Source organism: Oxalobacter vibrioformis, from assembly GCF_027118995.1.
In the GTDB taxonomy this organism is placed as follows: Bacteria; Pseudomonadota; Gammaproteobacteria; order Burkholderiales; family Burkholderiaceae_D; genus Oxalobacter; species Oxalobacter vibrioformis.
Genome location: NZ_CP098242.1, coordinates 1,390,060 through 1,416,252, shown reverse-complemented (window position 1 = coordinate 1,416,252; position 26,193 = coordinate 1,390,060). Strand labels below are relative to the sequence as shown.

Genomic DNA, 26,193 nt, shown 5'->3' with positions numbered 1-26,193 from the left:
CTGGCCGTTTGATGAATAAATTCCGGACATTCACGCCGACGCCTTCCAGCAAACCGCACAGTGACTGGAAAACGATTGGCATTTTCCTTCCGTATGTCTGGGTGTACAAGTGGCGGGTGAGTTTTGCCCTGCTGTTTCTCATCCTTGCCAAGGTGGCAACCATGGGGGTGCCGGTCATTCTCAAGGAACTGATAGACCATCTCTCCGCTGAACGGTCCCATCCAGAGGTCCTGCTGGTTTTTCCGGTGGGATTATTGCTCGCCTATGGTGCGCTCCGTTTGGCAGGCACACTTTTTACGGAGTTCCGGGAGCTGCTTTTCGTCAGGGTAACGCAGCGGGCCATCCGGACGGCTGCGCTTGAGGTTTTCCGGCATCTGCATGCCCTGTCACTGCGTTTTCACCTGGACCGGCAGACCGGTGGCATCACACAGGATATTGAGCGTGGCACGCGCAGTATTCTTGCCCTGATCACGTTTACGCTGTTCAATATTCTCCCGACCCTCGTCGAAATCGTTCTTGTTTTAGGATATCTTGCCCTGCATTACGATATCTGGTTTACCGTCATTGCTGCGGGTGCTTTGCTTGCCTACGTGGTTTACACCGTGCTGGTGACAAACTGGCGAACCGGTTACCGGCGGCTGATGAATGAACTGAATTCCAGGGCCCATACCCGGGCGGTTGATTCCCTCATCAACTATGAAACGGTGAAATACTTCAGTAATGAAGCGCATGAAGCCGCCAGTTATGATGCAAACCTGCAGCATTACGAAACAGCGGCGATCCGGTCGCAGTATGCCTTGTCGGTGCTGAATGTCGGTCAGGCGATGATTGTCGCAATGGCCGTTACCATGATGCTGTGGCATGCCACAGCAGGCGTGGTGGAAAAAACGATGTCTTTAGGGGATCTGGTTCTTGTGAATGCGTTCATGATCCAGCTGTATATCCCCTTGAATTTTCTGGGTGTGATTTACCGGGAAATCAGGCAAAGCCTGGCAGACATGGAGCGTATGTTCCTGCTCTTGAAGCAGGATCGCGAGGTAACCGACGCGCCGGATGCAACAGAACTGAATGTAAAGGGTGCGGACATCCGTTTTTCCCATGTGGACTTCAGCTATGAGCCTGACAGGCAGATCCTGTTTGATATCAGTTTCACGATTCCTGCCGGTACCGTGACAGCGCTGGTCGGCCACAGTGGTTCGGGCAAGTCGACAATTTCCCGCCTGCTTTACCGGTTTTATGATGTCACCGGGGGTGCAATCAGCATTGACGGGCAGGATCTGCGCCGTGTGACGCAGGCGTCCCTGCGAAAGGAAATCGGGATTGTTCCGCAGGATACCGTGCTGTTTAATGACACCATTGAATACAACATTGCTTATGGGCGGCCTGGTGCCACGAAAGCGGAAGTGGTGGCGGCGGCACAGGCAGCCTATATCCATGATTTTGTTGAAAGCCTTCCCAATGGATATGGCACGATTGTCGGTGAGCGGGGGTTGAAACTGTCCGGAGGGGAAAAGCAGCGGGTGGCCATTGCGCGCATGATTTTGAAAAATCCGGCGATCCTGATTTTTGATGAGGCAACCTCTGCGCTGGATACACGCGCCGAACAGGTCATCCAGGCACAACTGAAAGAAATCGCCGTCAACCGGACAACGCTGATGATTGCACACCGGCTTTCAACGATTGCGGATGCAGACCAGATCCTGGTGCTGGACAAGGGGCGGATTATCGAGTCAGGAACACACCAGAAACTCTTTGATGCGGGCGGTGCCTATTACCGCATGTGGATGCAGCAACTGATCCGGCAGGATAAACCGGAAAACGCGGCGGAATAGAAATGGCCTGTTACTTAAAACTGAGGCGTTTTATTCAGCTGGCGTACCTTGTTTCGCCAGGCGCGTACCGGCAGGATAACGGCCAGTAAATTGATCAGTTTGCGTTTGACGAGAAGGCGTCTTCGGCCGGGAAAACGGATGCGTCGCAGCCCTTCGTGTGAGCGGAAAAAATGGTCTGCCTTTTCATAGGCGGCGGCATATTGTGGCGAACTGCCAATAAGTTTGAGTATTCGCCTGAAGATAACCATGTCGTCCCACTGGTAGCGGCCGATGCCAAGATCCATGCCGCATTCCATGTCCGTTCCGATATTGGAAACCAGATGCGGAACCCGCCGGATTTCCTCTCGCTCCCGGTATCCCTGGGCGTCCGTGGCAAATTCAAAGTCAAAAAGCCGGATACTTCCATCGGGGAGGATCATGATATTGCTTGGCTTGATATCACGATGAACACAGTTAGCGTCAATTAATGCCTGGGCAACAAGCGGCAGTTTTATGACAAGTGACGCTCTTTCCTGCATGGTAAGCGAGCCACCCAGAATGGCGTCTTCGAGTGTCCGTCCCTCAACGTATTCCAGTGCCATACAGTTGATGCCGTTTTCACTGACGCAAAAAGACGGGCGTAAGAAAAAATCCGGACAGGTATCATAAAGCCGGCTGGTATAGGTATAGTCGTTTATGCTGCTGCCGCTTTTTCCTCCCCACTTGATAAACAGCTTGTCTGTTCCGCGGTACCCCTGAAAGAAGGAGAAGTTGGAGGTTTTTTCCTTCCAGCTCATGCAGGATACCCTGTGCAGATGGAACGTCGATTCCAGATACTGAATGGCGTCATCCGGCGAATCCGGTCTTTTCACAGGAAAGCACAGTTGGTCTGACATGTTACTGCCGACATGTGTCTGGATTACGCTCATGACAAATCTGCATTGCTCTCGTTACGGTACGTGACAAAATGTTACCGTATTTATTGCAAAATGGAAAAGGAAAAAAGAGGGGAAGAGGAAAGGTTCAGGGGAAGCGGCAGCGTTCGTTTCTTTGAAGAAGCATTTTTCAAATCAGAGTACAATAGAAAAGTATCGGCACGATACTGCCGTTGATGGTTTGAATCGCCGTGCAGCCGGAATGGATTTTTCAGACACAAAATGCAGTTGCCCGTAACCGCTCCGGCTGTTTGAAAATAATAATTTAATCAGGAGGAATGGCATTATGACAGCTCCAGCAATCAATATCGGAATGAATGTGAAAGACCGCGAAAACATCAGCAAAGGGCTTTCGCGCATACTGGCAGAGAGTTTCCTGCTGTACATGAAAACACACAACTATCACTGGAATGTAAAGGGACCGATGTTCCAGACACTGCATGTCATGTTTGAGGAACAGTACACCGAGCTATGGAATGCGCTGGATGAAATCGCAGAGCGTATCCGTTCTCTCGGCTTTGCTGCGCCAGGGACGCTCAAGGAATACCTGAAGCTGGCATCCATCAAGGAGATTGACGGTGTTCCCGGTGCGGAAGACATGATCCGTGATGTCCTGGCCGGCTCCGAAGCAGTAAGCCGTTTGAGCCGTGATGTGCTGGAACTTGCTGACAAGGCAGGTGATGATCCGACGGTGGATCTGTTGACCGAGCGGATGCAGGTGCATGAGAAAAATGCCTGGATGCTGAGAAGCCTGATTGATACCGGAGCCGGCACGGCAGCCGTGCCGGCGAGAGTCGCTTCCCGTTCAGCCAAGCCAGTCGCGAAATCTGCCGCCAAAGGCAAGAAAAAATAAACGCAACAGGCCTGCAAAACCGCTTTCTGTTTCCCGTCAGGGCAGAAAGCGGTTTTTATTTTCGGGTTTTTCTGGTGGTGGTTTTTGCGGGGGGTATTATTTCTGGCTCGCTGAGATACACATCCTCGTCACCCATACTTTCAAGTGGTTCGAAAATTGCCTGCAGATCGTCCGGCGTAATCTGTACCCCCTGCGTTTCTCCTGTTGAAAGAATGGCGTCTGCCAGATCGGCTTTTTTCTGTTGCAGTTCCTGGATTTTTTCTTCCAGCGTCCCTCGGGCGATCAGCTTGTAGACGAAGACCGGTTTGTCCTGCCCGATACGCCAGGCACGGTCGGTTGCCTGATTTTCCACTGCCGGGTTCCACCAGGGGTCATAGTGAATGACCGTATCTGCTGCCGTGAGATTCAAACCGACACCGCCGGCTTTCAGACTGATCAGAAAGAGGGGAATCTGCCCTTCCTGGAAAGCGCGAATGGCGCCGGCACGATCAACCGTATCACCGGTCAGCACCGTATAGGGGATATTCCTCACTTTCAGTTCGGCTTCAATCAGGGCCAGCATACTGGTGAACTGGGAAAAGACAAGGATACGGCGGTCTTCGAGCATCAATTCTTCCACCATTTCCATCAGTGCGGCCAGCTTGGCTGATGTTGCTGCCTTGCGGTTGGCTCCGCCCCGTAAAAGGCGTGGATCACAGCAGACCTGCCGGAGTTTCAGCAACGCATCCAGAATGACGATCTGGCTTCTGGCGACGCCTTTTTTGGCAATTTCATCACGTATTTTCTTGTCCATGGCCAGCCGAACCGTTTCATAGATATCCCGTTGCGTGGACGTCAGTTCCACATTACGGACCATTTCGGTCTTCGGCGGCAACTCGTCGGCTACCTTGTCTTTGGTTCGGCGCAAAAGAAATGGCCGGATACGACGGGTTAAGAGTGACTTGCGGTTGTCATCTGCCAGTTTCTCGATAGGGTGACGGAATTCGCTGTTAAAGGTTTTTTCGTTACCAAGCAGGCCTGGCAACAGAAAGTGGAATTGTGACCAGAGTTCTCCCAGATGATTTTCAAGTGGCGTACCGGTCAGGCACAGACGGTGACGGGCCCGCAGTGTGGTGGCAATCTGCGCGGCTTTGGAGCGGATATTCTTGATGTACTGCGATTCGTCCAGAATCAGCAGGTGATATTCATGCTCCTGCAATTCTTTTTCATCCCTGGGCAGCAGGGCATAGGTTGTCAGAACCAGATCATACTGGTCAATCCGTTCAAAGCGTTTCAGACGATCCTTGCCTTGCAGAACCAGCACCCGCAGTTCCGGGGCGAAGCGATTCGCCTCGTCTTCCCAGTTGCTCATCAGGCTGGTCGGGGCAACAACCAGCGCCGGCCTGGTCAGGCGTCCGGCTTCTTTTTCCAGCAGGATATGGGACAGGGTCTGGAGGGTTTTGCCCAGTCCCATGTCATCAGCTAAAATGCCGGCGAGTTCGTATTCGCGCAAAAACTGCATCCAGGAAAGCCCTTCCTGCTGGTAGTCGCGCAGGGTGGCCTGCAGTGTTTTTGGCGGCTGGACTTTCTGTACGCCATCAAATTCAGCGAGGCGGGTTCCCATCTCAAGCAGACGCTCACCATTGAGCCAGTGCAGGGGGAGTTCCCTGGTGAGCTCTGCCAGGCGCGGTGAATCCAGCGCATGCAGGCGGATTGCCAGATCATCGGTTCTGTCGGCGAAATACAATTCACCCAGCGTTCGCAGAATCGGCTTGATTCTTCCCCAGGGTAATGCAACCCGCACACCGTCCGGCAGGGTTGTCAGCAGCGCCTCATTGTCCGGCTTTTTGTTAAGCTTTTTGGGGTCGAACTCTTCCGGTGCGGTTCTGATGAGCGCTACGAGAAGCGGAAGCAATGAAATCCGCTGTTTATTGACGACAATGCCGAGCTCCAGGCTGAACCAGTCCTTGCCGGTATTTTTTGCCTCATCAGCAATACGTGCATACCAGTCTTCGATTTCAACGACATCGTACCGATAATCCTGTGTTTTCTCGATTTGCCATCCGGATTTTTCGAGCCGTGGCATGACATGGCTGGTAAAGTCCATCCAGTCTGCCTGCGAGGGCAGGTCCAAAAGCCCTGGCAGGGTGGCATGTGGAGCGGCCAGATTGTCCTGCCGGGTAAATCCGGCGTTGTGCAGGTCGTCGTAGAAACCGGCTTCCATCTTTTCATCACGCTGGATACGCTCGATAGCACTGCCCAATGCCCGCATAACCGGGACATGGCTGCCATAAAAAACGGGTTGTCCATCATAGTCAAAAAGCAATTGCGCGTAGTCGTACCAGGATGGCAGTTCGGCATGGCCTGAGCCGGCAGCCCCCTTGTTCAGGATGCTGCCCAGGCGCAGGATCGGGCTCGGTTTGATATCCGTGCGAACGGATTCTTTCACCGGTTCCGGCGGAGGGATGAGATCGGCCAGGCCCTGCGTGATCAGCATGCGGGAAACGGCGGTTTTGTCCTTGATAGGAACGGGCGGCGCCTGGGAAACCAGTTCCTGCAGGTCTTTTACCGAAATGCCGGTATCGTTCGTTGGCAGGAGGAGTTCGCCGCAGGTCAGATTGTCCATGTACCAGGGCGGTTCGGTCGGCAGGATATAGTCGATCCGCTGTTTTCTGACGGTGCGTTTTTTTTTCCTCGTTTTCCGGCAGGGGGGCAAACTCCCAGGAGAGTCTGAGTGTTGATTCGGTCTCCAGCCAGATCAGGCGGGCTTCACGTGGTGGCGCGGCGCGAAGCGGGAAAAGCAACCCTTTCCCGATGTCGCTCCACGAGTTCGTCCACAGCAGCTGCTGCCGGTCAATCAGTATGCGCAAAAGCTGGGCACCAAGCGGCCCGCGGGGTTCAACCAGGTTTTGGCCCTGTGGGCTCGAGCCGCCGCGCATGGCAATGAAAAGGCGGATGGTGCCATCGTCTTCGGGGAGGATAAAATCCGGTTTTTCTGTCAAAAGTGCCTGCGGGTCACTGATCGGTGACGCCGAGGAAATTTCACCGTTGGGGCGGAAGCGTACCTTGCACATGCCCAAAAAGGTGCGCCGGTCAGACTGGTCCGGAGACAGGATATACAACAGGCGCTGGGCCGGGGTGTCCGGTATTTCATTTTCCGAGGCTGCCGACGGATCGCTTGCGCCGAATGTGGCGCTTCTCAGGCGTTGCAGCCAGGAGGCAACCGGTGCAGAAACAGACTGGGCGCTCGCCGACTTTTTCTTCCGAAGCACGGTTAACAGGACAGAGACGACATGTTTGCAGTTGGTATGGTCAGGGCAGGTGCAGGTTCCCTGAAAACGCAATCCCTTGACAGTGGATTTGAGAAAAATATTCTGCTGATAAATCTGGTTGCCCGGTCCCTTGACCTGCGAACGGATCAGGTTGGCCGCGAGCTGGATCTGCTTGACATTGTCATGTTTGCTGTATTCAAGGCCAGCCTTGTATGTGGCCTCAGCAAAGTGCTTGTGAATGTCTTCCTGTGTGAAGTTCATATATCCATGATATCGCTTTTAAGCGACATTTTTCTGGGCGAAAGGGACATTATCAGCGATAAACGCCAAAAAGGGGAGGCTTTCCTTTTTTTTAATGGGTTTTTTGAGACAAAAAATTATAAATGCTGGCTGGGAAATAATGCCTCAAGGGCTGGCATATTCCGTCAGATTCCGTATCATTTCGTCTTTCCCTTTTTTTGATTCCCGATTGTCATGTTGTCATCGATAGAACAACGTATTGCCGAGATACTGGCTGTTCCTGCAAGGCAGGTTGAGGCCGCTGTCACCCTGCTGGATGAAGGGGCGACAGTCCCTTTTATTGCCCGCTACCGCAAGGAAGTGACCGGCGGGTTGGATGATGCCCAGCTTCGCACGCTTGAAGAGCGGCTTTACTACCTGCGCGAACTCGAAGACCGTCGTGAAACGGTGTTGAGAAGTATTGATGAGCAGGGAAAGATGACGCCCGAGCTGAAAGCGTCGATCCTTGCCGCAGCGGATAAAACCACACTGGAAGACCTGTACCTGCCCTACCGCCCCAGGCGCCGCACGAAAGCGCAGATTGCAGGGGAAGCCGGTCTTTTGCCCCTGGCGGATGCGCTGCTGTCAAACCCGATGCTGGATCCCGAAACGGAAGCGGCAAAATACCTGTTGCCGTCATTTACGGCAGAAAGCGGTGAAAATCCGGGAATACCGGATGTGGCGGCGGCACTGGAAGGCGCTCGCCAGATTCTGATGGAGCGCTTTGCTGAAGATGTCGGATTACTGCAGACGTTGCGTGCATACCTGCATGAGCATGGTGTTGTCGAGTCCCGTGTCGTTGAGGGCAAGGAACAGGATGGCATCCGTTTTTCCGACTATTTCGATTATACGGAGCCGCTGGCGGTGATTCCTTCCCATCGGGCACTGGCGCTTTTCAGGGGACGGCGGGAGGAATTCCTGAGCATTCGCCTGCGGCTGGATTCGGAAACCGAACGACCGCGGTGGGATGCGCCGCATAATCCCTGTGAAAGCCGGATTGCGGTTCATTTTGGCATTGCCGACAAGGGACGTCCGGCGGACCGCTGGCTCATGGATACCATGCGCTGGGCCTGGCGGGTACGGATTTTCACGCACCTGGAAAGCGGCCTGATGAATGCCCTGCGTGAACAATCGGAAATTGAGGCGATTGAGATTTTTGCCCGGAATCTGAAAGCGCTGCTTTTAGCGGCGCCTGCCGGTCCCCGTGTCACCATGGGGCTGGACCCGGGATTGCGCACAGGGGTGAAGGTTGCCATTGTGGATGAGACCGGAAAAGTGCTGGATACGGAAACCGTTTATCCGCACCAGCCGAAAAATGACTGGTCGGGCACACTGGGAGCGCTTTCTTCACTGGTTGAGAAACACGGCGTCAGCCTGATCGCGATTGGCAATGGTACGGCGTCGCGGGAAACCGACCGGCTGGCCCAGGAGCTGCTAAAACAGCTGTCCGGGCAGCGGCTTGCCAAAGTGATGGTATCCGAAGCGGGTGCGTCGGTTTATTCGGCTTCCGAGTATGCCTCGCAGGAATTGCCGGAGCTGGATGTCTCACTTCGCGGCGCGGTTTCCATTGCGCGCCGCTTGCAGGATCCGCTGGCGGAACTGGTCAAGATTGATCCCAAATCGATTGGCGTCGGGCAGTATCAGCACGATGTTTCCCAGCATGGCCTTGCCCGGTCGCTGGATGCTGTCGTTGAAGATTGTGTGAATGCCATCGGGGTGGATGTGAATACGGCGTCAGCCCCGCTTTTGGCGCGTGTGTCCGGTATCGGGGAAACTCTGGCCAGAAATATTGTGGCCTACCGGGATCAGCATGGCCGGTTTGCCTCGCGGGCTGATCTGAAATCCGTTCCGCGTCTGGGAGAAAAAACCTTTGAGCTCTCGGCGGGATTTCTGCGTATCCCGGATGGCGAAAATCCGCTGGATGCTTCTGCGGTTCATCCGGAATCGTACCCGGTTGTAGAAAAAATCCTGGCGGATATCAAAAAGGACATCAAGACTGTTATCGGTGACAAGGCATTGCTCGAATCGCTTATGCCGCAGCGATATGCCGATGAACGGTTTGGTCTTCCAACCGTGACAGATATCCTGTCCGAACTGGAAAAACCCGGTCGCGACCCGAGACCTGCCTTTGTGAATGCAGCGTTTAAGGAGGGAGTCGAGGAAATGTCTGATCTTGAGTCGGACATGATTTTAGAAGGAGTGGTGACAAATGTGACGGCTTTTGGCGCCTTTGTCGATATCGGCGTTCACCAGGATGGTCTTGTCCATATCTCGGCGCTGTCCGACAAGTTTGTCAAAGACCCGCATCAGGTTGTCCGCACCGGCCAGATAGTGAAAGTCAAGGTGATGGAGGTTGATCTGAAACGCCGCCGGATTGCCCTTTCCATGCGTCTGACGGACAGCAGTGCTTCAGCGCCAGAGAAAATCGTTGCCGATGCGAAAAAGGCCGGAAAAGGGAAAAAGCCTGACAGGCAGGAAGCCGGAAAACCCGCGGCCTCCGGATCGGCGATGGCAGATGCATTTTCCCGGTTAAAGCAAAAGCCCGGCAAGTAAGGTATTAGGTGTCGCCGGAGTTTTCCTCTTCCGGGATATCGCTGGCGGCCTCAGGTGGGCGACCTGATTTTTCGTCCGAAAACATTTTCCAGGAGGTCATGAACAGCGCGGCAATAACCGGGCCGATGACAAAGCCGTTCAGCCCGAAAAGGCTTAAGCCCGAGAGTGTTGATATCAGGACGATATAGTCCGGCATCTGGGTGTCTTTCCCCACGAGGATCGGCCTTAACAGGTTGTCAGACAGCCCGATGACAACAGCGCAAAAAGTGATCATGATGACACCTTTGAGAATGGCGCCGGTACTCAGCAGGTAAATGGCAACAGGAACCCAGATCACCCCGGCACCGGCCGGAAAGAGGGACAGAAATGCCATGATCGCGCCCCACAATACCGGGGCCTGAATGCCCAGTGCCCAGAAAATAAGCCCGCCCAGACCACCCTGCACAATAGCAACGATCAGGTTGCCTTTGACCGTGGCCCGGATAACGCCGGTGAACCGGTTCAGTAATTCGTGCTTTTGGGACTCACCCAGAGGAATTGCCCGGCGTATCGCCAGGGAAAGTGATTCACCCTCTCGTAAAAAAAAGAAAAGCAGGTAAAGCATGATGATGGCGCCGACACCAAAGCCAAAGACATTCTGACCAAAAACAAGTGCTTTGCCGGCCAGAAAGCGGCTTGCCTGCATCAGGCCGGAGGTGATTTTGCTCTGAAGGTCCGTGATGTCGCCGATACCGAAGCTGTTCATGATGTGGATGAACCACTTCGGCAGGTGATCGTAGATTTCCATAAATGTCCGGTTGACATCAATTTCGCCGGTAAGCATTTTCCGGTACAGCATTTCTCCTTCCTGCAGCAGGGAAAAAATAATGATGCTCAAGGGGAGAATGGCGATCAGCAGGCAGAGGAACAGGGTCAGGACGGCAGCGCAATTTTTTTTGCCGGGGATTTTCTTCTGGATGCGCTCAAAGAGGGGCATGAAGAGAACCGCAAAAACAAACGCCCAGAAAATAGCGCCGGAAAACGGCAGCAGCAGCCAGGCAAAGGCCAGTGTGATGCAGGCCAGCAGCGCAAGAAAAATTTTTTCGTGAAGCAGGGGACGGTTCATTTGCAGTGCAGTCTGGTCGTCAAATCCGTGTGTGATGCGCTATTGTTGCGAAGAAAGCCGATATCAGGAATGTGATAACGCAAGGTTTCTGCATCACATGATAGCTTGAGTTGGCTCAATTGTCTGTCTGCATTCGCCCCCCTCTCTTAATAACGCAATATTTGACGCCTCTCAAACAGGACTTTCGAAATCGCATCAACATAGCGAAAAAACCGCATTGTTTTACTGCATAAGGAAGATGTCCATGAAGACAGACAAAAAACGTCCGAAACCCAGAAAAATTCGTGAGCAGGAGTTTGTTGACAGTTTTGATGAAGACATGATGGAAGCGTTTGACGATGTCTTCGAAGCGGATGATACGTCGTTTTACAACATGTATCAGCAGATGGAGCGGGATCGCTCACTGGGACGTGACGAGCTCTTTGACTGAGCTGGTCACGTCCTTCGGACTGGAAGTGTCCGGCGTTATACCAGACGGGCAATATGTCCCATGCGATCGCCCGGCAGGAGCATAACCGGCGGAATATCAATGATGGTATGACAGCCGGGACCCATACGCGTGACGGCGCGTGCGCAGGAAACCAGTACCTGTGATGTCAGTGCCGGGTTGTCAATACGCATGTCAAACGCGAGGCGCTGATTGGAGGTGGTGCCGGATGCGCCGATTCGCTCTATCAGCACCCCGTGTGAATTATCCGCTACCGCTGCCATTTCCTCGGGGGAGCTCACCTGGCGCACATCAAGCGGGTCATTGCTGAAATACGGGTCTGAGGCCAGAAGGGTTTTGATCTGGTCAAAAGAGGCGCCCGGCTTTGGCAGCACATACACCAGCCGTGAATGACGTCCGCCGCCAAGCGGAATGGTAATCGAGGTGGCATCTGCCACGCCTTCAATGGATCGTGCGGCAACGGAGTGACCCATTGAACGGCCACGGCCAAAGTTGGTGAAGGTAATGCCTGTCGGTACCATGGCTTCAAAAAGAGCGCGAAGCAGGGAGTCGGTACCCGGATCCCAGCCCGCCGCAGTGACTGCCGCGCTGCCGTTTTTCTGGGCGATTTCGTCAAGTGAACGTACCAGGGAAGGAATTTCCTCATGAATATCAAAGCTATCTACCGTGCAGATGCCTTTGGCCAGGTACTGGCGGACATCTTCCGGTACAGAGCGGGAGGGGCCGCAGAGAATAACGACGTCCGGTTTGCCACGGCTTAAAATCAGTTCATCAATGGATGCAAAGTCGGGCAGGTTTTGACGCTCAAGCGCCTGGGTACCCAATGATTCCACCCGGCGAACAACACCAAGGCATTCAAAGTCGGGTGCGCTGATCAGGCAGTCGATAACGTGCCTGCCGATATTGCCCAGTGAGTGGACGGCAGCTTTAATGGTTTTCATGAAAAAACTTCCTTTCTGTATTGGCGGTGCAGTTGCACCGGAAAAACGGGTGTTTGATGAGTATAGACACAGACTTTATATGAGATCAAGCCTGTTTTTCCGGTAAGGGGGCGTGATGGGTTGTTGCATTTTCCTTTATCATGTCCAGTCTTGTTATGTCAGCGAAGGGGTATTCGGGAAATTTTATGACAAGGGCAGCATGGGGTTCACGTCTGGGATTTATTCTGGCGGCGGCCGGTTCGGCAATCGGCCTTGGCGCTATCTGGAAATTCCCCTATGTCACCGCGCAAAATGGCGGAGGCGCTTTCCTGCTCATCTTTCTGGTGATGGTGTTTACGCTCGGTATTTCCATCATGATCGCGGAGATGGCTGTCGGCCAGATTTCACAGCAAAGCCCGGTTGGCGCTTACCGCTACTTCGGCGGACGCCCCTGGTCGATCGTCGGTTATATCGGGGTTTTTTGCGGTTTTCTTATTCTTTCGTTTTACAGTGTGGTGGGCGGCTGGACCGTTTTTTACATCGTCAGGTCGCTGGATACCGCTTTCCTGACGGCGGATGCGGTTGTGCTGAAACAGATTTTTGATACTTTTATTGCGGACCCCACGGAACCGCTCTGGTATCACGCCGGGTTTATGGCGATGACGGCAGGCGTGGTGCTTGCCGGGGTGCAGAAAGGGATCGAGCGCGTCAGCAAATCTCTGATGACGATGCTGTTTCTGCTGATTCTCGTCCTGATTGCGCGCAGTCTGACTCTGCCTGGTGCATCCGAGGGGGTGATGTACTTCCTGACGCCGGATTTTGCGAAGGTCGATGCAAGGATGGTACTGGAGGCGATGGGCCTGGCTTTCTTTTCTCTTTCCCTGGGCATGGGTTGCATGATGACGTATGGCTCTTATGTCTCCGGTGAAACAAATCTTGCCCGATCAGCGGCCAGCGTGATCGGACTGACGACAGGGATCTGTATCCTCGTGGGGCTGATGATTCTGCCGGCGGTCTTCGCTTTCGGGCTGGATCCGGCCGAGGGGGCCGGGCTGACCTTTATTATCATGCCGATGGTCTTTTCCCACCTGGGTGGCGGGCAGTTTTTCGCACTCCTGTTTTTCTTCCTGTTGTTTGTTGCCGCCCTGACATCGTCCGTTTCCCTGATGGAGGTGGTAACCAGCTTCTTCATCGATGAGTTTTCCCTGCCGCGCATTCCTGTGGCGATTGTCATGGCTGTACTGATGTTTATTCTTGGTATCGCCGCATCACTGTCATTCGGCCCGTGGAAGGGGTATACCCTGTTTGGCATGACGATCTTCAAGTTGCTCGATTATGTGACATCGCATCTCATGATGCCTTTTGGTGGCATCATGGTGACCCTCCTGGTTGGCTGGAAGGCCTGCCAGCAGGTTGCCCGGCGTCTTTCTGTCGATGGCAGGCCCCCCCGGTGGTGGCCGCTCATGAAACCCTTCTGCCGCTATGTTGCGCCATTACTCATTTTGCTGGTGCTTTTCCAGAACCTCTGATTTTCACGCCGTGCAGGTGGCAACATTTGTGCTGCATGAAATGACGGTATAAGTGGCTGTCTAAAAGAAGAAAAGCAGGCGCGGCGGTTTGGCTTATTCCTGCAGACCGCTGAAATTTGGCGTTGCGGTAATGATGCCATCCTGATCCAGGACAAATCCGGCCAGGGGGTAATGCAGTGACAGCTGTGCCGTTTTTTCCAGAAAAGTCTCCGATGTTTCATTGAAAAGACCGGTTGAAATAATATCGCCGATCATGGCACTTTCTGTCGCAATACCCAACAGGCGGTTTGTGGCAGGGTGGCCTGTTGCGGGATTCAGGATATGTCCGTACCGCTTGCCGTCAATATCTACAAATGCCGTGCTCTGGGATGAGGTTGAGTAGCTGAAGTTATCAAGGTTGAGCGTAAAAAGGGATTCTTCGCTTTCGGGATGGGTGACATTCACCTGCCAGGGGGCATCTGATGAGGTATTGATTGCCCGGATGGTGCTTCCGCCGGCATTGATGATGGCATTGTCGATACCCCTTTCCTGCAGGGCGGCAGCGAGCCGGTCTGTCGCATAAGCCTTGATGAAAGAGCCGGTGATGATTTCCTGTCCTTTGCCGATGCGCACACGATTGCCGCTGATCTCAATGTTTCTGTAATTGATCAGGTGGCGGATGGCATTGATTTCATCGGGCGCCGGTACCCGCCGGATATCGTCCCTGTAGAACCCCCACAGACGAATGAGCGGCATGATCGTGATGTCATAGGCGCCATCAAAAAAAACGGAAAGGTCAATCACCTGCTCAAGCATGCGGATGGTTTCATCATCCACATTAACGAAGCTGCCGGCATGCCGGTTGATTTGATCGATATAAGAACCCGGCTGGTAGGCGTTGTATTTCCGGTCAACGTTTTCCAGCACGGCATACAATTCGCCAAAGAGGGTATCAGGGCAGGCGGCCGGGATTTTGATCCGGATGTGGGCGTGAAAGAGAAAACGGGTCTGTGCCTTGTAAAGCAGGTCCATGAAGGATTATTCCGACCCGGATGAATTTTCAGGCCATTTTTTTTCCAGTGTGGTTTTCTTCTGGTCTTTTTTGCCGGCTTTTTTTGCGTCTTTCTTTTTCTCTGTATCGGCCGTTTTTTTATCCTTGCTTTTGGCTCCCTTGTCTTTGACTGTCTGGGCGTCAGCGTGCCAGCCGACAGCGATCAGCAGTCCGCCAATCATGAATACGGCCGCTTTTTTCAGTAATTGCATCAGATGATTCATGGGTGTACTAAAGTCCTTCGTGCATGAGGGTTAAGCGTCATCATCAATTTTACAGGATGTGACAGAAATGATCCGGTTTTTCCTCATCCGCCATCCATAAACCTCAGCGCATTAATGATAACAATTCTCGTTTTCGTTGACGGCTTTCTGATGTCCCATTATCATCCTTCACATCCGTGTTGAAACCAGATGTTGCTTAAGTATTGTCAGCGAGAGAAGGATCAGAAATGAAACAGAAAATATGGCTGGGGTGCCTTGCCTTTGCCGCAGGCCTTTTGGGTGTCGTGCCGGCAATGGCCGGTGATAATGTCGTCAACCTGTACAGTGCCCGCCACTATGAGTCAGACAAGGCGCTGTATGAGGCATTTACGAAAAAAACCGGTATCAGGGTGAATGTGGTCAGCGGCAAGGCGCCGGAACTGATCGAGCGCATCAAGCGGGAAGGGCAGAATACCCAGGCTGATGTGTTTATCACCGTGGATGGCGGTGTACTCAATACAGCGAAAAAGGCCGGCATTCTCCAGGCCATGCCTGCCGGTGCTTTTTCCAAAGAGGTACCCGGCAACCTGCGGGACAGGGAGGATTACTGGGTCGGGCTGACAACCCGCGCCAGGGTGATTGTCTATTCAAAGGAGCGGGTAAAGCCGGAAGAACTGTCCACCTATGAAGATCTGGCTGGCGCAAAGTGGAAAGGCCGCGTGCTGGTCCGTTCATCCGCCGATCTGTATGATCAGTCCCTTCTGGCGTCATTGATTGCCATTGATGGCTATGAAGAGGCAGAAAAATGGGCCGCAGGCATTGTCGCCAACATGGCGCGGCAGCCAAGGGGCAATGACCGCGCCCAGGCAAAGGCGATAGCTGCCGGTGAGGGAGATGTCGCCATCATGAACACCTACTATATCGGCCAGATGCTGCATTCCAAAGATCTGGAAGAGGTACGCGTGGCAAAAAATACCGGTGTCTTTTTCCCGAACCAGAAAACCACGGGAACGCATATCAACATCAGTGGCGCCGGCCTGACAAAATACGGAAAAAATCGCGAAAACGCGATGAAGCTGATTGGCTATCTGCTCAGTGTGCCGGCGCAGGAAGCGCTATCAAACGGCAATTATGAGTATCCGGTCAACCCGAAGGCCCAAAAGCACAAGCTGCTTGATGCGTGGGGTTCTTTCAGAACCCAGCAGATCGATTTCTCACTTCTGGGAGAAAACAACCCCAATGCCATACGCATCTTCAACAAGGTGGGCTGGAAGTAATCCTGCCGGCTCGCGACTCCGGATTAACGGCTGGGTAGCGCTGCATCGCATTTCGCTTTTCTGCATTGCGCTGCCCTTCGTTTTTCTGCTGGTCAGCGTTTTTTCGCCGGCCGGGGCATACTGGGAGCAGGTCAGGGATTACCTGCTGAAAACCTACCTCACCGATACCCTGCTCCTGCTTTTTTTCAGCGGTATCACCTCGGTGGTGCTGGGCGTTTCCCTGGCATGGTGCACCAGTGTGTATGACTTTCGCGGAAAGCGGTTAATCGACATCCTGCTCTTTCTTCCGCTGGCGGTTCCCCCCTATATTGCGGCTTATACTTTTGATGGGATGCTAAGCTATACCGGTGTGGTCCAGACGTTTTTACGTAATGTTGCGGGGCTGTCCGGTGCGTCGGCAAGCTTTTCCGTGCCGGCCATGCCCTTTGCGGTTTTTATTTTTACGATTACGCTGTTTCCGTATGTCCTGCTTTTTGTGAAAACTTTCCTGCATAACCAGAGCGGTTCGCTGCTGGAAAATGCGGTACTGCTGGGGGGAAGCCGGAAAAGGGCCTTCATCCGGATCATTCTGCCGCTTTTGATTCCTTCGATGCTGGCCGGCGGTACTCTGGTTTGCCTGGAAGTGTTAAACGATTATGGTGTAACCAGTTATCTGGGGCTCAACACCTTTACGACGGCTATTTTTGCCGCCTGGTTCGGGATGGGGGATGTGGATACGGCCATCAAGCTGGCAGCCGTTTTACTGGCCATTGTCATCGTTTTTCTTATCATTGCCAGGGGCATGCAGCACCGCAAAAAATATCGCATTGTTTCCAGCAAGGAGCGAAAGCTGACACCAAGGCACGTTAAGGGTTGGCAGGGCGCGGCAGTGATTTCCTATTGTGTTTTTGTGGTGTTTGTTGCGTTTGTCATACCGGTTGCCCAGATGATGGTGTGGGCGATAAAAAGCTGGGACACAGAAAGCTTTATGCAGATTCTCGGCACGATTGGCAATACCCTGTACGTAGGCGGGATTGCGACACTGCTGATCCTGTTTTTTGCTGTTGGCGCGGCCAATGCCAATCGCCTGTTTGCCGGAAAATACACGGCGTTTTCTGCGCAGGCCGCTACCGTGGGGTATGCGATACCTTCTGCCGTCCTGTCGATGGGGGTTGTGACGGCATTTGCTTTTCTTGATGGCGGTGTCCGCCGGCTTTTTCCTGCGCTGGCTGGATTACCGCTCAGCATGACGGTATGTATGCTGGTTTATGCGTACAGTGTCCGTTTTTATTCAATCGGTTATCAGGCGATTGACACCGGTTTTTCCAAAATCGGGCCAATCTATACCGAAGCATCCCGTACATTGGGACTCGGTGTGACAAGGACGTTTTTCAGGGTGGACATTCATATGATCCGTCAGGCGATTATCTCCGGTGCCGGACTGGTTTTTGTCGATATCATCAAGGAGTTGCCATTGACATTGACGTTGCGCCCTTTCAATTTTGATACGCTGGGCACGAAAGTGTACGAATACGCCAACAATGAGGCGATTCACGAAACAGCGTTTCCCTCACTGTGCATTATTGCGGTGAGCGCTGCTGTCATCATCCTGATGCAGCGGTGGGCAAAAAGCGGCAGTACCGCATTTTCAGGATGAGTAGTTTCATGTTTTTATGTATCAGAAATCTGCGTTTTCGCTATCAGTCACCCGGACCCATGGTGCTGGATGGTTTTTCCCTGGACGTCGATGAAGGCGAGATTGTTGGGGTGGCGGGAGAAAGCGGGAGTGGGAAAAGCACGCTGTTAAGGCTGATTGCCGGTCTTGAGAAGCCATTGTCCGGCGAGATAGTCATGGATGGGCAACTACTCGCCGGTGATACCGTTTTTGTTGAACCTGAACATCGGCAGGTGGGGCTTTTCTTTCAGGATTATGGATTGTTTCCGCACCTGACGGTCCGGAAAAATATCGAGTTTGGCCTGCATCGTCTGGATAAGGCGGCACGCCGTGTGCAGACGGAAAAGATGCTGGCGTTAATCAAGATGCCGGAACTTGCCGGCCGCTATCCGTATGAATTGAGCGGTGGCCAGCAGCAGCGCGTGGCGCTGGCGCGGGCACTGGCTCCCCGCCCCAAGGTATTGCTTCTGGATGAGCCATTCAGCAATCTGGATGCCGAACTGAAGGAAACCATCCGGCAGGAGGTCAGGGCGATTCTGGAATCAACGCAGACAACCTGCCTTCTTGTTTCGCATGACCGATCGGATCTGGAAGCGGTTTGCGGACGGATTATTGAGTCTCCCGCACCCTGACGGCCATTTTTTTTTGTTTAATTCCTCCTTTTTGATGAAATTAAATGCCCAGATGATTGACGGCAAAATCTAAATGATATAGATTCTCATTTAGATTTGGCTCTGCAAAGAGTTGAAGATAATGTGTTTGAAAATCCGTAATAAAAAACAATTGAAAATGGAGACTGATAATGAAAGGCAGTAAAAAACTGGGCAGGCTGATTGCAGCTTCTGCCGTGGCAGTTTCAGCCCTTGCGCTGAGCAGTTCTGCTTTTGCGGCAGATTTTGAAGAATTCCCGCTGGGTGATGCCAAAGTCGTTGGACCGCTGAAGGTTGCTGGCGTTTACTTCCAGCCGGTTGACATGGAGCCCGCTGGCCAGGCCGGTCTGCCTGCATCCAAATCCGATATGCACATCGAAGCCGATATCTCTGCAGCAAAAGACAATAATCTGGGTTTCGAGGAAGGTGATTTTGTTCCCTACCTGACCGTGAAATACCGCATCCAGAAGCAGGGCGGCAAGCTGATTGAGGGATCTTTTATGCCGATGAGCGCGAGCGATGGCCCGCACTACGGCAACAATGTCAAGCTTGATGGTCCGGGCAAATACAAAGTGACGTTCATTATTGATAATCCGGAAAAGCAGGGATATCTGCTGCACGTGGACAAGGCAACCGGGGTAACCGGCCGCTTCTGGAAAAAACCCATCGAAGTCAGCTGGGATTTCAACTACATTCCACGCGTCTGGTAATCGCGAAAGCACTTCATTTCCGGAAAATCCCCGGTAGTTTTAGTCCTGCACGTTGAAGTGATAGCAGCACCTCAGGAAAGCTGATGGCGGCAATCATCAGTTTTCCTGTTTTTGTTTCATGAAATCAGGACGCAGGGGAATTTTCGGGAAAAGAGGATGAACGAATATGTTGCAGTACCTGATTAACGTCACGTCTACCATTCTGCCGGCGTTGCTGCTGGCGGGGTTGTTGTCAGGTCTGATCAAAAAACAGAATGCCTGGCCGCTCAGGAGATACCTGGCTGGCGGTATTCTCTTCGGCAGTATCATCGCAATGATACTCGCTGTCCTGCGGCTGTCGACCGGTTTTGTTATCCGGGAGCTTTATAATGCGCCGCTTTTGTTGCTGATGATTGTGGCAGAGGCCGTGCTGCTGTTATGGCTGTTCGCCCTCAGGAAAAACATGGATTTCTATACGGGAAGGCGTGCCGCCATTCTCGTTTTTGTGCTGGGATTTGTCTGGTCTGCCTTTGCCTTGCCGGATATGGTGCTGTACCCGTTCGAGTTTGATGTGGGGATGGACTCCATTTACAACCAGGCGTTTTTGAACAAGGTTGCCGGTTACCTTATTGCACTCGTTGTGGCCTCTCTGGCCGCCTTGTCGCTTTTCCGCCTGAGTGTGCGATATGGTAAAAAACTGTTTGCGCGAATCTTTTTTCTTGCCACCGCCATTTCCGCACTGTGGCATACGCTGCTTTTCTTGCAGATCGCGGTGTTGCGGCGGTGGGTGCCCGATTTTTCCTGGCTTGTCGAGCTGGTCATGTACTCGCTTGCGTATCAGAATGCCTTCCTGTTTGCCCTGCTGGGGCTGGCTGTTTATGCCGCTGCCAGCAGTATACGAACGAGCAGAAGGTCTGTGATTGATGGTCCGAACCCCGCGCTTCAGCGCAAACAAAAAAATTGATGTCAAAAGACAGGTCCGCTGGGCGGTACTGCTGTTGTTGACGGTGCTTGCGGTATTTCTGATCCGGACCGTGGGTGTTGAACTCAACAATCAGGTTGTCGAATTGGCACCCCCTGTTGAGTTGGCGCCGGAAGCGGGAAAAATCGCCATCCCGGTTGAAACTGTCAATGACGGGCATTTGCACCGCTTTGGCTATACCGCCGAGGATGGCACGCAGATGCGTTATATCGTCATCAGGAAGGGGGAAGGATCATTTGGCGTCGGGCTGGACGCCTGCGATGTCTGCGGTCCGAGCGGGTACTACGAAAGGGATGGACAGATTGTCTGCATCCTGTGTGATGTTGTCATGAATATTTCCACGATTGGGTTTAAGGGCGGGTGCAATCCGGTGCCACTGGAATATGTCCTGGAAGACGGCAGGCTCGTCATCAAAACTGCTGATCTGGAAGCAGAAGCGCATCGTTTCAGGTAGGAGGGATAGCCATGTTTTTACGAATGCTCCGATGTGCATTGCTCAGACAGAAAAGAAAGCTTGTCATGATTGCCGTGACGATGGCGCTGGGCGTTTCGCTCTCAACAGCCATGCTCAATGTGATGATGGATGTCGAGGAAAAGGTGAATCAGGAGTTGAAGGTCTACGGCGCCAACCTGAATGTGGTGCCCCGGGGCGCATCGCTTCTTGGTGATCTTTACGGGATTGAGGATGGCGCCGGGATTGCGGACAAATATATTCTCGAAGAAGAACTGCCGAAGATGAAAACCGTCTTCTGGGCGTACAACATCGTGGACTTTGCGCCATATCTGGAAATGCCGGTTTCTATTGATGGAACCGATGCAAAAATCAGCCTGGTCGGGACCTGGTTTGACAAACATCTGGACCTGCCGACGGGATATGCCATCAATACCGGTATCAGCAAGCTGAAAAGCTGGTGGGAGGTATCAGGAAGCTGGGTCAGGGATTCTGATAAATCGGGCGCCATGGTCGGCAGCCTGCTGGCGGCAAAATTCAGGCTCAGCCAGGGAGACCGCCTCACGCTCAGGACGCCCGATGGAAAAACGGCAGAGCTGGTTATTCGTGCAACCCTTCACAGCGGTGGCCCGGAAGATGAGCAGATATTTGTGCCGCTCCAGATGGTTCAGGCCTTATCCAATCGGGAGGGGCTGGTTCAGCGAGTGGATGTGAGTGCACTCACAACACCGGAAAATGAACTGGCACGGCGCGCAGCAACCGATCCGGCCAGTCTGACACGCAAGGAATGGGATGCATGGTACTGCACCGCTTATATCAGTTCAATTGCCTACCAGATTGAAGAAGTCCTGACCAATGTGCGGGCCAAGCCGGTACTGCAGGTGTCCGAATCCGAGGGCGGCATCCTGAACAAGATCAAGCTGCTGATGCTGCTTCTGACAGGGATGAGCATGCTGTGCGCTGCCCTGGGGATTTCCAATCTGGTTACCATGAATGTGATGGAGCGCAACAAGGAAATCGGCATGATGAAAGCCGTTGGCGCGACGGATATGGACGTCATCCTGCTGATTATGGGTGAAATCCTTCTTACGGCCATTATCGGTGGATGCGCAGGATATTTTGCCGGTCTGGGGTTTGCGCAGATGGTCGGTTATACGGTGTTCGGCGCCAGCGTGGATGTGCAGCCGATCGTTATCCCTATTGTCGCCATGCTTTCTGTTCTCGTCACCATCCTTGGCAGCCTGCCTGCTCTGCGGATGCTGTTGTCCCTGCAGCCAGCAGAAGTGCTTTATGACCGGTAGGGAGAAGGCATCATGAATAGAAAATCAGCACTGTATTTCCGGATGCTTTTTCGTGCGCTTTCACGACGTCTTTCCCGGATGTTTATTGCCGTACTGGCTATTGCCATCGGGGCAACGGTGCTTTTTGGCATGCTGACCATCTACTATGATATTCCCCGGCAACTGGGGCGTGAGATGCGCTCTTATGGCGCTAACATGATTCTGGTGCCGTCTGCTCAAACCGGCAATATGGATCTGGAGGATGTAAAAAATGCGGTAGCGGTACTGCCGGAAAGCAAGGTAATCGGCGCTACGCCCTACCGCTACGAAGCCATGCGCATCAATCGTCAGCCCATTACTGCTGTGGGAACCGATTTTGCCCAGGCACAGAAGACCCGCCCCTACTGGCAGATAGAGGGGGAGTGGCCAAAAGCCGAAGATGAGATCCTGATCGGCACGGATATTGCCCAGTATACGCAACTGCGTCCCGGTGCCGAAGTGAGGATGAGCGGGCAGACAAAAGAACACAAGCGTTTCGGGGCGAAGATGAAGATTGCCGGTATCGTCAGGACCGGCGGTCCGGAAGACGGCTATGTCTTTATGGATCTGGCGGTACTGGAAATGCTCATGGAGACGCCTGATGAGGTGGAGGTCTTTGAGTTGAGTATTGCGGCACCGGCAGAAGAACTGTTCTCCTTTGAAGAGCAGATCCGGCAGGCGGTGCCGGAAGTCACGCCTCGCCTGGTCAAGCGGATTACCCAGTCCGAGACGATTGTCCTTTCAAAGCTGCAGACGCTGGTTTATCTCGTGACCATCGTCATGCTTTTTCTGACACTGATCTGCGTGGCGACCACCATGATGTCGATGGTAATGGAGCGGCGCAAGGAAATCGGCCTGAAAAAAGCCATCGGCGCGGAAAACCGCAGCATCGTGATTGAATTTCTGGGAGAAGGGGTTGTGCTCGGGCTGGCTGGCGGCATCATCGGGTCAACGTTCGGCTGGTTTTTTGCCCAGCAGGTCAGCATGAGCGTTTTCGGGCGCAGCATTTCCTTTGATCCGCTTCTGGTACTGGTAACCATCGTGATATCACTTGTTGTGACAATCGTTGCCTGTATCCTGCCCATCAGAAGGGCTATCAGCATTGAACCCGCCATTGTGCTGCGGGGGGAATAAGAGGGTGTAATGAATATACTGGAACTCGACGACGTATCAATGATTTATGGCAGCGTGAAAGCGTTGCAGGACGTCAGCCTGCATGTGGCGCCCGGCGAATGGATTGCCATCATGGGACCTTCCGGCTCCGGCAAGACGACCATGATGAATCTCATCGGTTGCATGAACAAGCCATCCAATGGTTCTGTGATCCTGGACGGAGAGGATCTTTCCCGTATCAGTGCACGGGAGCTGACCGCCATCCGGCGAGACAAGATCGGCCTTATTTTCCAGCAGTTTCACCTCGTTTCCTACCTGACGGCACTTGAAAACGTGATGATGGCCCAGTATTACCACAGCATGGTGGATGAGGCGGAAGCCATGGAAGCGCTTTCCCGTGTCGGATTGGGTGAAAGGGCGCGGCACCTGCCCAGCCAGCTTTCCGGCGGTGAGCAGCAGCGTGTCTGTATTGCCCGGGCGCTGATCAACCATCCCAGGTTGATTTTAGCGGATGAGCCTACCGGCAATCTTGATGGAGACAATGAAAACATCGTGCTGGAGATTTTCCGGCAGCTTCACAAAGACGGCAGCACCATCATCATGGTGACCCATTCACCGGAAGTGGCGGCACATGCCCAGCGGACGATCGTGCTGGAACACGGCCGGGTGGTAAACATGACAGAAAACCAGGCCGTTTTGTAACGTTATCGCAAGGAGAAAGCTCATCATGACAAACCGCGTTATCACGAGCCTGGCTTTTATTGCGCTGGGCCTTTTGACTGCCATCCTGCCCCATACACTTTTTCATGTCTGCACAGGAACCATTGAAACCGTATCGGGTATGCAAATCCCGATGAAATGTTTCTGGACTGCACGGGTGGCAACAGGGCTGGGCGTGCTTTTCTGCCTGTCCGGCATACTGCTTTATTTCAGCAAAACGGTCCTGGTCAGGCTGGGCATCAGCCTGATGATTTTCATGAACGGCATCCTGCTGGCAGCGGTTCCCACTATTCTGATTGGCGTATGCCATGCAGAAACCATGCCATGCCGCATGGGAACATTGCCCGGCCTGCTGGTACTGGCTGTGCTGATCATCATTTTCAGCCTGGCCAATCTGCTTTATCTGTTCAGGCAATCGAAAAATGGTATCCAGCCATGAACTCACGCCCGCTGACCACCTTGCGCATTTCCTGGGAAAACCTGGCGCAGCGCCCTTTTCGTACCGCCGGGCTGATATTGATTGTGCTGGTTTTTTCCTTTCTTCTTTTTGGCGGTTCCATCCTGATTGAAAGTATTCGCACAGGTATTAATAGCATGTCCCAGCGGCTGGGAGCCGATTTGATGGTGGTGCCGCATGGCTACGAAAAGCAGTTGCAAAGTGCGCTGTTACGGGGTGAGCCGAGTTCTTTTTATCTGGAACAGTCACTGGAGCAGAAGATCAAAGCCATGGATGGGGTCGACAAGGTGTCTTCCCAGATTTTTATTGCGTCGCTTCAGGCCGCATGCTGCACATTGCCCGTTCAGTTGATTGGCTTCGATCCCGAAACAGATTTTATTGTTACCCCCTGGATAAAAAACAGCCTGTCCCGTGAGCTCACCGATGATGAAATCATCGTCGGCAGCAAGATAGAAGGCGAGCCGGGCGGTCATATCACCTTTTTTGGCAAACGCTATCGTATAGCGGCGCGGCTTGACCGTACCGGCATGGGATTTGACACTTCGGTTTTCCTGAAACTCGATACCGCCAGAAACATGATCAGAAAACTCGAGATTGCCCCGCTTTTTGATGTGAAGGATCTGGACCAGGTTGTCTCATCTGTCATGGTTAAGGCGAAAGCCGGCCAGGATACCCGTGCACTTGCCAACACCATCCTGCAGCGCCATGCCATGGCGTTCAATCTTGATATGGTGATGTCCCGGACCATGATGAGCGACATTGCCTCACGCCTGCAGTCTTTTTCCCTGGTCATGTATGCGCTGGGCGGGTTGCTCTGGCTGTTGGCAACCGGTGTTCTCATGCTGGTTTTTTCCATTGTCGTAAACGAACGAAGGCGCGAATTCAGCCTGCTGCGTGTGCTGGGCGCCAGCAGGAAAAAACTTTCCGGTATTCTCATGACAGAAGCATTCCTGATCAGCCTGGCAGGATCAATCGGCGGCCTTTTTTTATCGGCACTCATTGTTTTTTCCTTCCGCACACTGATCAGTAATATGATCGGCCTGCCTTTTCTTTTGCCGGCGTTCCCGAAAATCGGGCTGGTTTTTCTGCTGAGCCTGCTGGTGTCTGCTGGTATCGGGCCGCTGGCCTGCCTTTATTCAGCCTGGCGTCTGGGAAAAGGTGATATCTATACTGCATTGCGGGGAGAGTAATGATGCTGGAACTGATGGGTGTCGGGAAAAACTATCTGCGTGGCGGTGTTCCCTTTGCTGCGGTGGACGATGTCAGCCTGAAGATGGAAAAAGGAGATTTTCTCAGTGTTGTGGGCCGTTCCGGCAGCGGGAAGAGCACCCTGTTGAACATGATTGCCGGTCTCTTAAAGCCGGAGCGGGGAGAAATCCGTTTTGCGGAGCAGGACATTGCCCAACTGGATGACCGGGCCATGTCTGCGCTTCGCAATGCGCGCATTGGCTACATCCCGCAGGGGGCCAGCCTGCTGCCTAATTTCACCGTGACAGACAATATCCGCCTGCCCTGGTATCTTTCCGGCAAGCGCGAAACGGATGCAAGTGGCCGGGCGCAGTATCTGCTGGGTGAGGTGGGCCTTTCCCATCTGGCCGATGCCTATCCGGCCCAGCTTTCCGGTGGTGAGATGCGCCGTGTGGCCATTGCACGGGCGCTGATCAATACGCCCGATCTGCTTGTCGCTGATGAGCCAACCAGTGACCTTGATGCCGTTTCCATACAGGATGTCATGGATCTGCTGGCCAGGATTCATCAGCGGGGAACGGCCCTCCTTCTGGTTACCCACGAACTCGATACCGTTGCTTACAGTGAGCGGGTGGCGCTGATGCGGTCTGGTCGCGTGCTTGAGCTGGAAAAAAGCGAAGCGACAAAAACATCACTGATCACCCGGCTGGCAGAATAAGGCGGCAGACAATGTGATAGCATATTTCAGCATGCAGTTCCTTGCTGCTTTTTTTCTC

At 53.3% G+C, this 26,193-nt stretch carries 24 protein-coding genes; 17 read left to right on the top strand and 7 right to left on the bottom strand.

Translation table 11 applies throughout. The annotated features are described in order from the left end of the window. Positions 1-11 precede the first annotated feature (11 nt). On the top strand, positions 12-1,832 hold the full coding sequence (locus tag NB640_RS06975) for an ABCB family ABC transporter ATP-binding protein/permease (protein ID WP_269308025.1): 1,821 nt from the start codon (positions 12-14) through the stop codon (positions 1,830-1,832). A 14-nt stretch (positions 1,833-1,846) separates the two neighbouring features. Here NB640_RS06975 and NB640_RS06970 read toward each other — a convergent pair whose 3' ends face one another. Continuing rightward, on the bottom strand, positions 1,847-2,740 hold the full coding sequence (locus NB640_RS06970; RefSeq protein WP_269308024.1) for a protein kinase domain-containing protein: 894 nt from the start codon (positions 2,738-2,740) through the stop codon (positions 1,847-1,849). Positions 2,741-3,032: 292 nt separating this feature from the next. Here NB640_RS06970 and NB640_RS06965 point away from each other — a divergent pair, with 292 nt between their 5' ends. Then, positions 3,033-3,599: a Dps family protein gene (locus tag NB640_RS06965; RefSeq protein WP_269308023.1), complete on the top strand. Its 567-nt coding sequence runs from the start codon at positions 3,033-3,035 to the stop codon at positions 3,597-3,599. A 55-nt stretch (positions 3,600-3,654) separates the two neighbouring features. Here NB640_RS06965 and NB640_RS06960 read toward each other — a convergent pair whose 3' ends face one another. Together NB640_RS06960 and NB640_RS06955 are read right to left on the bottom strand one after the other, a co-directional pair. Continuing rightward, positions 3,655-5,100 carry a DEAD/DEAH box helicase gene (locus NB640_RS06960; protein WP_269310419.1) on the bottom strand — a complete coding sequence of 482 codons (1,446 nt, stop codon included), beginning with the start codon at positions 5,098-5,100 and terminating at the stop codon, positions 3,655-3,657. Between the two features lie 793 nt (positions 5,101-5,893). Then, complete coding sequence (locus NB640_RS06955; protein WP_269308022.1) at positions 5,894-7,111, bottom strand: SWIM zinc finger family protein; 1,218 nt, start codon at positions 7,109-7,111, stop codon at positions 5,894-5,896. 213 nt (positions 7,112-7,324) lie between these two features. Between NB640_RS06955 and NB640_RS06950 the strand changes: the two genes are divergently transcribed. Next, positions 7,325-9,682, top strand: a complete 2,358-nt coding sequence (locus tag NB640_RS06950; RefSeq protein WP_269308021.1) for a Tex family protein — start codon at positions 7,325-7,327, stop codon at positions 9,680-9,682. 4 nt (positions 9,683-9,686) lie between these two features. Here NB640_RS06950 and NB640_RS06945 read toward each other — a convergent pair whose 3' ends face one another. Further along, on the bottom strand, positions 9,687-10,787 hold the full coding sequence (locus NB640_RS06945) for an AI-2E family transporter (RefSeq protein ID WP_269308020.1): 1,101 nt from the start codon (positions 10,785-10,787) through the stop codon (positions 9,687-9,689). Positions 10,788-11,031: 244 nt separating this feature from the next. Here NB640_RS06945 and NB640_RS06940 point away from each other — a divergent pair, with 244 nt between their 5' ends. Continuing rightward, on the top strand, positions 11,032-11,217 hold the full coding sequence (locus tag NB640_RS06940) for a hypothetical protein (protein WP_269308019.1): 186 nt from the start codon (positions 11,032-11,034) through the stop codon (positions 11,215-11,217). Between the two features lie 35 nt (positions 11,218-11,252). Here the strand turns inward: NB640_RS06940 and NB640_RS06935 are convergent, their stop codons facing one another. Then, complete coding sequence (locus tag NB640_RS06935; protein ID WP_269308018.1) at positions 11,253-12,176, bottom strand: diaminopimelate dehydrogenase; 924 nt, start codon at positions 12,174-12,176, stop codon at positions 11,253-11,255. Between the two features lie 185 nt (positions 12,177-12,361). Here NB640_RS06935 and NB640_RS06930 point away from each other — a divergent pair, with 185 nt between their 5' ends. Continuing rightward, positions 12,362-13,684 (top strand): sodium-dependent transporter, encoded by a 1,323-nt coding sequence (locus NB640_RS06930; protein ID WP_269308017.1) that lies wholly within the window; start codon positions 12,362-12,364, stop codon positions 13,682-13,684. A 93-nt stretch (positions 13,685-13,777) separates the two neighbouring features. Here the strand turns inward: NB640_RS06930 and NB640_RS06925 are convergent, their stop codons facing one another. Then, entirely contained in the window at positions 13,778-14,695 is a 918-nt protein-coding gene (locus NB640_RS06925; RefSeq protein WP_269308016.1) for an FAD:protein FMN transferase, read from the bottom strand. A 6-nt stretch (positions 14,696-14,701) separates the two neighbouring features. Next, positions 14,702-14,926, bottom strand: a complete 225-nt coding sequence (locus NB640_RS06920) for a hypothetical protein (RefSeq protein WP_269308015.1) — start codon at positions 14,924-14,926, stop codon at positions 14,702-14,704. A 239-nt stretch (positions 14,927-15,165) separates the two neighbouring features. Between NB640_RS06920 and NB640_RS06915 the strand changes: the two genes are divergently transcribed. The 12 genes from NB640_RS06915 (at position 15,166) to NB640_RS06860 (ending at position 26,135) form a co-directional block, all read left to right on the top strand. After that, on the top strand, positions 15,166-16,194 hold the full coding sequence (locus NB640_RS06915; RefSeq protein WP_269308014.1) for a Fe(3+) ABC transporter substrate-binding protein: 1,029 nt from the start codon (positions 15,166-15,168) through the stop codon (positions 16,192-16,194). Continuing rightward, a complete protein-coding gene (locus tag NB640_RS06910; protein ID WP_269308013.1) occupies positions 16,157-17,830 on the top strand; it encodes an ABC transporter permease in 1,674 nt (557 codons plus the stop codon). Before NB640_RS06915 ends, NB640_RS06910 begins: the two co-directional genes overlap by 38 nt. Before the next feature lie 8 nt (positions 17,831-17,838). Further along, the gene (locus NB640_RS06905) at positions 17,839-18,480 is read left to right on the top strand and encodes an ABC transporter ATP-binding protein (RefSeq protein ID WP_269308012.1); all 642 of its coding nucleotides are present in this window, start codon (positions 17,839-17,841) and stop codon (positions 18,478-18,480) included. Between the two features lie 170 nt (positions 18,481-18,650). Then, a complete protein-coding gene (locus tag NB640_RS06900) occupies positions 18,651-19,208 on the top strand; it encodes an iron transporter (protein ID WP_269308011.1) in 558 nt (185 codons plus the stop codon). A gap of 166 nt (positions 19,209-19,374) precedes the next feature. Beyond that, the gene (locus NB640_RS06895; RefSeq protein ID WP_269308010.1) at positions 19,375-20,151 is read left to right on the top strand and encodes a hypothetical protein; all 777 of its coding nucleotides are present in this window, start codon (positions 19,375-19,377) and stop codon (positions 20,149-20,151) included. Continuing rightward, the gene (locus NB640_RS06890) at positions 20,111-20,623 is read left to right on the top strand and encodes a Fe-S-containing protein (protein ID WP_269310418.1); all 513 of its coding nucleotides are present in this window, start codon (positions 20,111-20,113) and stop codon (positions 20,621-20,623) included. The genes NB640_RS06895 and NB640_RS06890 overlap by 41 nt, the downstream gene beginning before the upstream one ends. Positions 20,624-20,634: 11 nt before the next feature. Continuing rightward, positions 20,635-21,921: an ABC transporter permease gene (locus NB640_RS06885; RefSeq protein WP_269308009.1), complete on the top strand. Its 1,287-nt coding sequence runs from the start codon at positions 20,635-20,637 to the stop codon at positions 21,919-21,921. A gap of 12 nt (positions 21,922-21,933) precedes the next feature. Beyond that, positions 21,934-23,073 (top strand): FtsX-like permease family protein, encoded by a 1,140-nt coding sequence (locus NB640_RS06880; RefSeq protein ID WP_269308008.1) that lies wholly within the window; start codon positions 21,934-21,936, stop codon positions 23,071-23,073. Positions 23,074-23,082: 9 nt separating this feature from the next. Further along, positions 23,083-23,754 (top strand): ABC transporter ATP-binding protein, encoded by a 672-nt coding sequence (locus NB640_RS06875; RefSeq protein WP_269308007.1) that lies wholly within the window; start codon positions 23,083-23,085, stop codon positions 23,752-23,754. A gap of 25 nt (positions 23,755-23,779) precedes the next feature. Continuing rightward, a complete protein-coding gene (locus NB640_RS06870) occupies positions 23,780-24,211 on the top strand; it encodes a DUF4418 family protein (RefSeq protein ID WP_269308006.1) in 432 nt (143 codons plus the stop codon). Then, positions 24,208-25,419: an ABC transporter permease gene (locus tag NB640_RS06865; RefSeq protein ID WP_269308005.1), complete on the top strand. Its 1,212-nt coding sequence runs from the start codon at positions 24,208-24,210 to the stop codon at positions 25,417-25,419. Before NB640_RS06870 ends, NB640_RS06865 begins: the two co-directional genes overlap by 4 nt. After that, a complete protein-coding gene (locus tag NB640_RS06860; RefSeq protein WP_269308004.1) occupies positions 25,419-26,135 on the top strand; it encodes an ABC transporter ATP-binding protein in 717 nt (238 codons plus the stop codon). Before NB640_RS06865 ends, NB640_RS06860 begins: the two co-directional genes overlap by 1 nt. Positions 26,136-26,193 lie beyond the last annotated feature (58 nt).

Excerpts from the sequence above, each read along its gene's own strand:
- NB640_RS06975 (WP_269308025.1), top strand. The coding sequence starts at position 12 with ATGAATAAATTCCGGACATTCACGCCGACGCCTTCCAGCAAACCGCAC.
- NB640_RS06970 (WP_269308024.1), bottom strand. The coding sequence starts at position 2,740 with ATGAGCGTAATCCAGACACATGTCGGCAGTAACATGTCAGACCAACTG.
- NB640_RS06965 (WP_269308023.1), top strand. The coding sequence starts at position 3,033 with ATGACAGCTCCAGCAATCAATATCGGAATGAATGTGAAAGACCGCGAA.
- NB640_RS06960 (WP_269310419.1), bottom strand. The coding sequence starts at position 5,100 with ATGCAGTTTTTGCGCGAATACGAACTCGCCGGCATTTTAGCTGATGAC.
- NB640_RS06955 (WP_269308022.1), bottom strand. The coding sequence starts at position 7,111 with ATGAACTTCACACAGGAAGACATTCACAAGCACTTTGCTGAGGCCACA.
- NB640_RS06950 (WP_269308021.1), top strand. The coding sequence starts at position 7,325 with ATGTTGTCATCGATAGAACAACGTATTGCCGAGATACTGGCTGTTCCT.
- NB640_RS06945 (WP_269308020.1), bottom strand. The coding sequence starts at position 10,787 with ATGAACCGTCCCCTGCTTCACGAAAAAATTTTTCTTGCGCTGCTGGCC.
- NB640_RS06940 (WP_269308019.1), top strand. The coding sequence starts at position 11,032 with ATGAAGACAGACAAAAAACGTCCGAAACCCAGAAAAATTCGTGAGCAG.
- NB640_RS06935 (WP_269308018.1), bottom strand. The coding sequence starts at position 12,176 with ATGAAAACCATTAAAGCTGCCGTCCACTCACTGGGCAATATCGGCAGG.
- NB640_RS06930 (WP_269308017.1), top strand. The coding sequence starts at position 12,362 with ATGACAAGGGCAGCATGGGGTTCACGTCTGGGATTTATTCTGGCGGCG.
- NB640_RS06925 (WP_269308016.1), bottom strand. The coding sequence starts at position 14,695 with ATGGACCTGCTTTACAAGGCACAGACCCGTTTTCTCTTTCACGCCCAC.
- NB640_RS06920 (WP_269308015.1), bottom strand. The coding sequence starts at position 14,926 with ATGCAATTACTGAAAAAAGCGGCCGTATTCATGATTGGCGGACTGCTG.
- NB640_RS06915 (WP_269308014.1), top strand. The coding sequence starts at position 15,166 with ATGAAACAGAAAATATGGCTGGGGTGCCTTGCCTTTGCCGCAGGCCTT.
- NB640_RS06910 (WP_269308013.1), top strand. The coding sequence starts at position 16,157 with ATGCCATACGCATCTTCAACAAGGTGGGCTGGAAGTAATCCTGCCGGC.
- NB640_RS06905 (WP_269308012.1), top strand. The coding sequence starts at position 17,839 with ATGTTTTTATGTATCAGAAATCTGCGTTTTCGCTATCAGTCACCCGGA.
- NB640_RS06900 (WP_269308011.1), top strand. The coding sequence starts at position 18,651 with ATGAAAGGCAGTAAAAAACTGGGCAGGCTGATTGCAGCTTCTGCCGTG.
- NB640_RS06895 (WP_269308010.1), top strand. The coding sequence starts at position 19,375 with ATGTTGCAGTACCTGATTAACGTCACGTCTACCATTCTGCCGGCGTTG.
- NB640_RS06890 (WP_269310418.1), top strand. The coding sequence starts at position 20,111 with ATGGTCCGAACCCCGCGCTTCAGCGCAAACAAAAAAATTGATGTCAAA.
- NB640_RS06885 (WP_269308009.1), top strand. The coding sequence starts at position 20,635 with ATGTTTTTACGAATGCTCCGATGTGCATTGCTCAGACAGAAAAGAAAG.
- NB640_RS06880 (WP_269308008.1), top strand. The coding sequence starts at position 21,934 with ATGAATAGAAAATCAGCACTGTATTTCCGGATGCTTTTTCGTGCGCTT.
- NB640_RS06875 (WP_269308007.1), top strand. The coding sequence starts at position 23,083 with ATGAATATACTGGAACTCGACGACGTATCAATGATTTATGGCAGCGTG.
- NB640_RS06870 (WP_269308006.1), top strand. The coding sequence starts at position 23,780 with ATGACAAACCGCGTTATCACGAGCCTGGCTTTTATTGCGCTGGGCCTT.
- NB640_RS06865 (WP_269308005.1), top strand. The coding sequence starts at position 24,208 with ATGAACTCACGCCCGCTGACCACCTTGCGCATTTCCTGGGAAAACCTG.
- NB640_RS06860 (WP_269308004.1), top strand. The coding sequence starts at position 25,419 with ATGATGCTGGAACTGATGGGTGTCGGGAAAAACTATCTGCGTGGCGGT.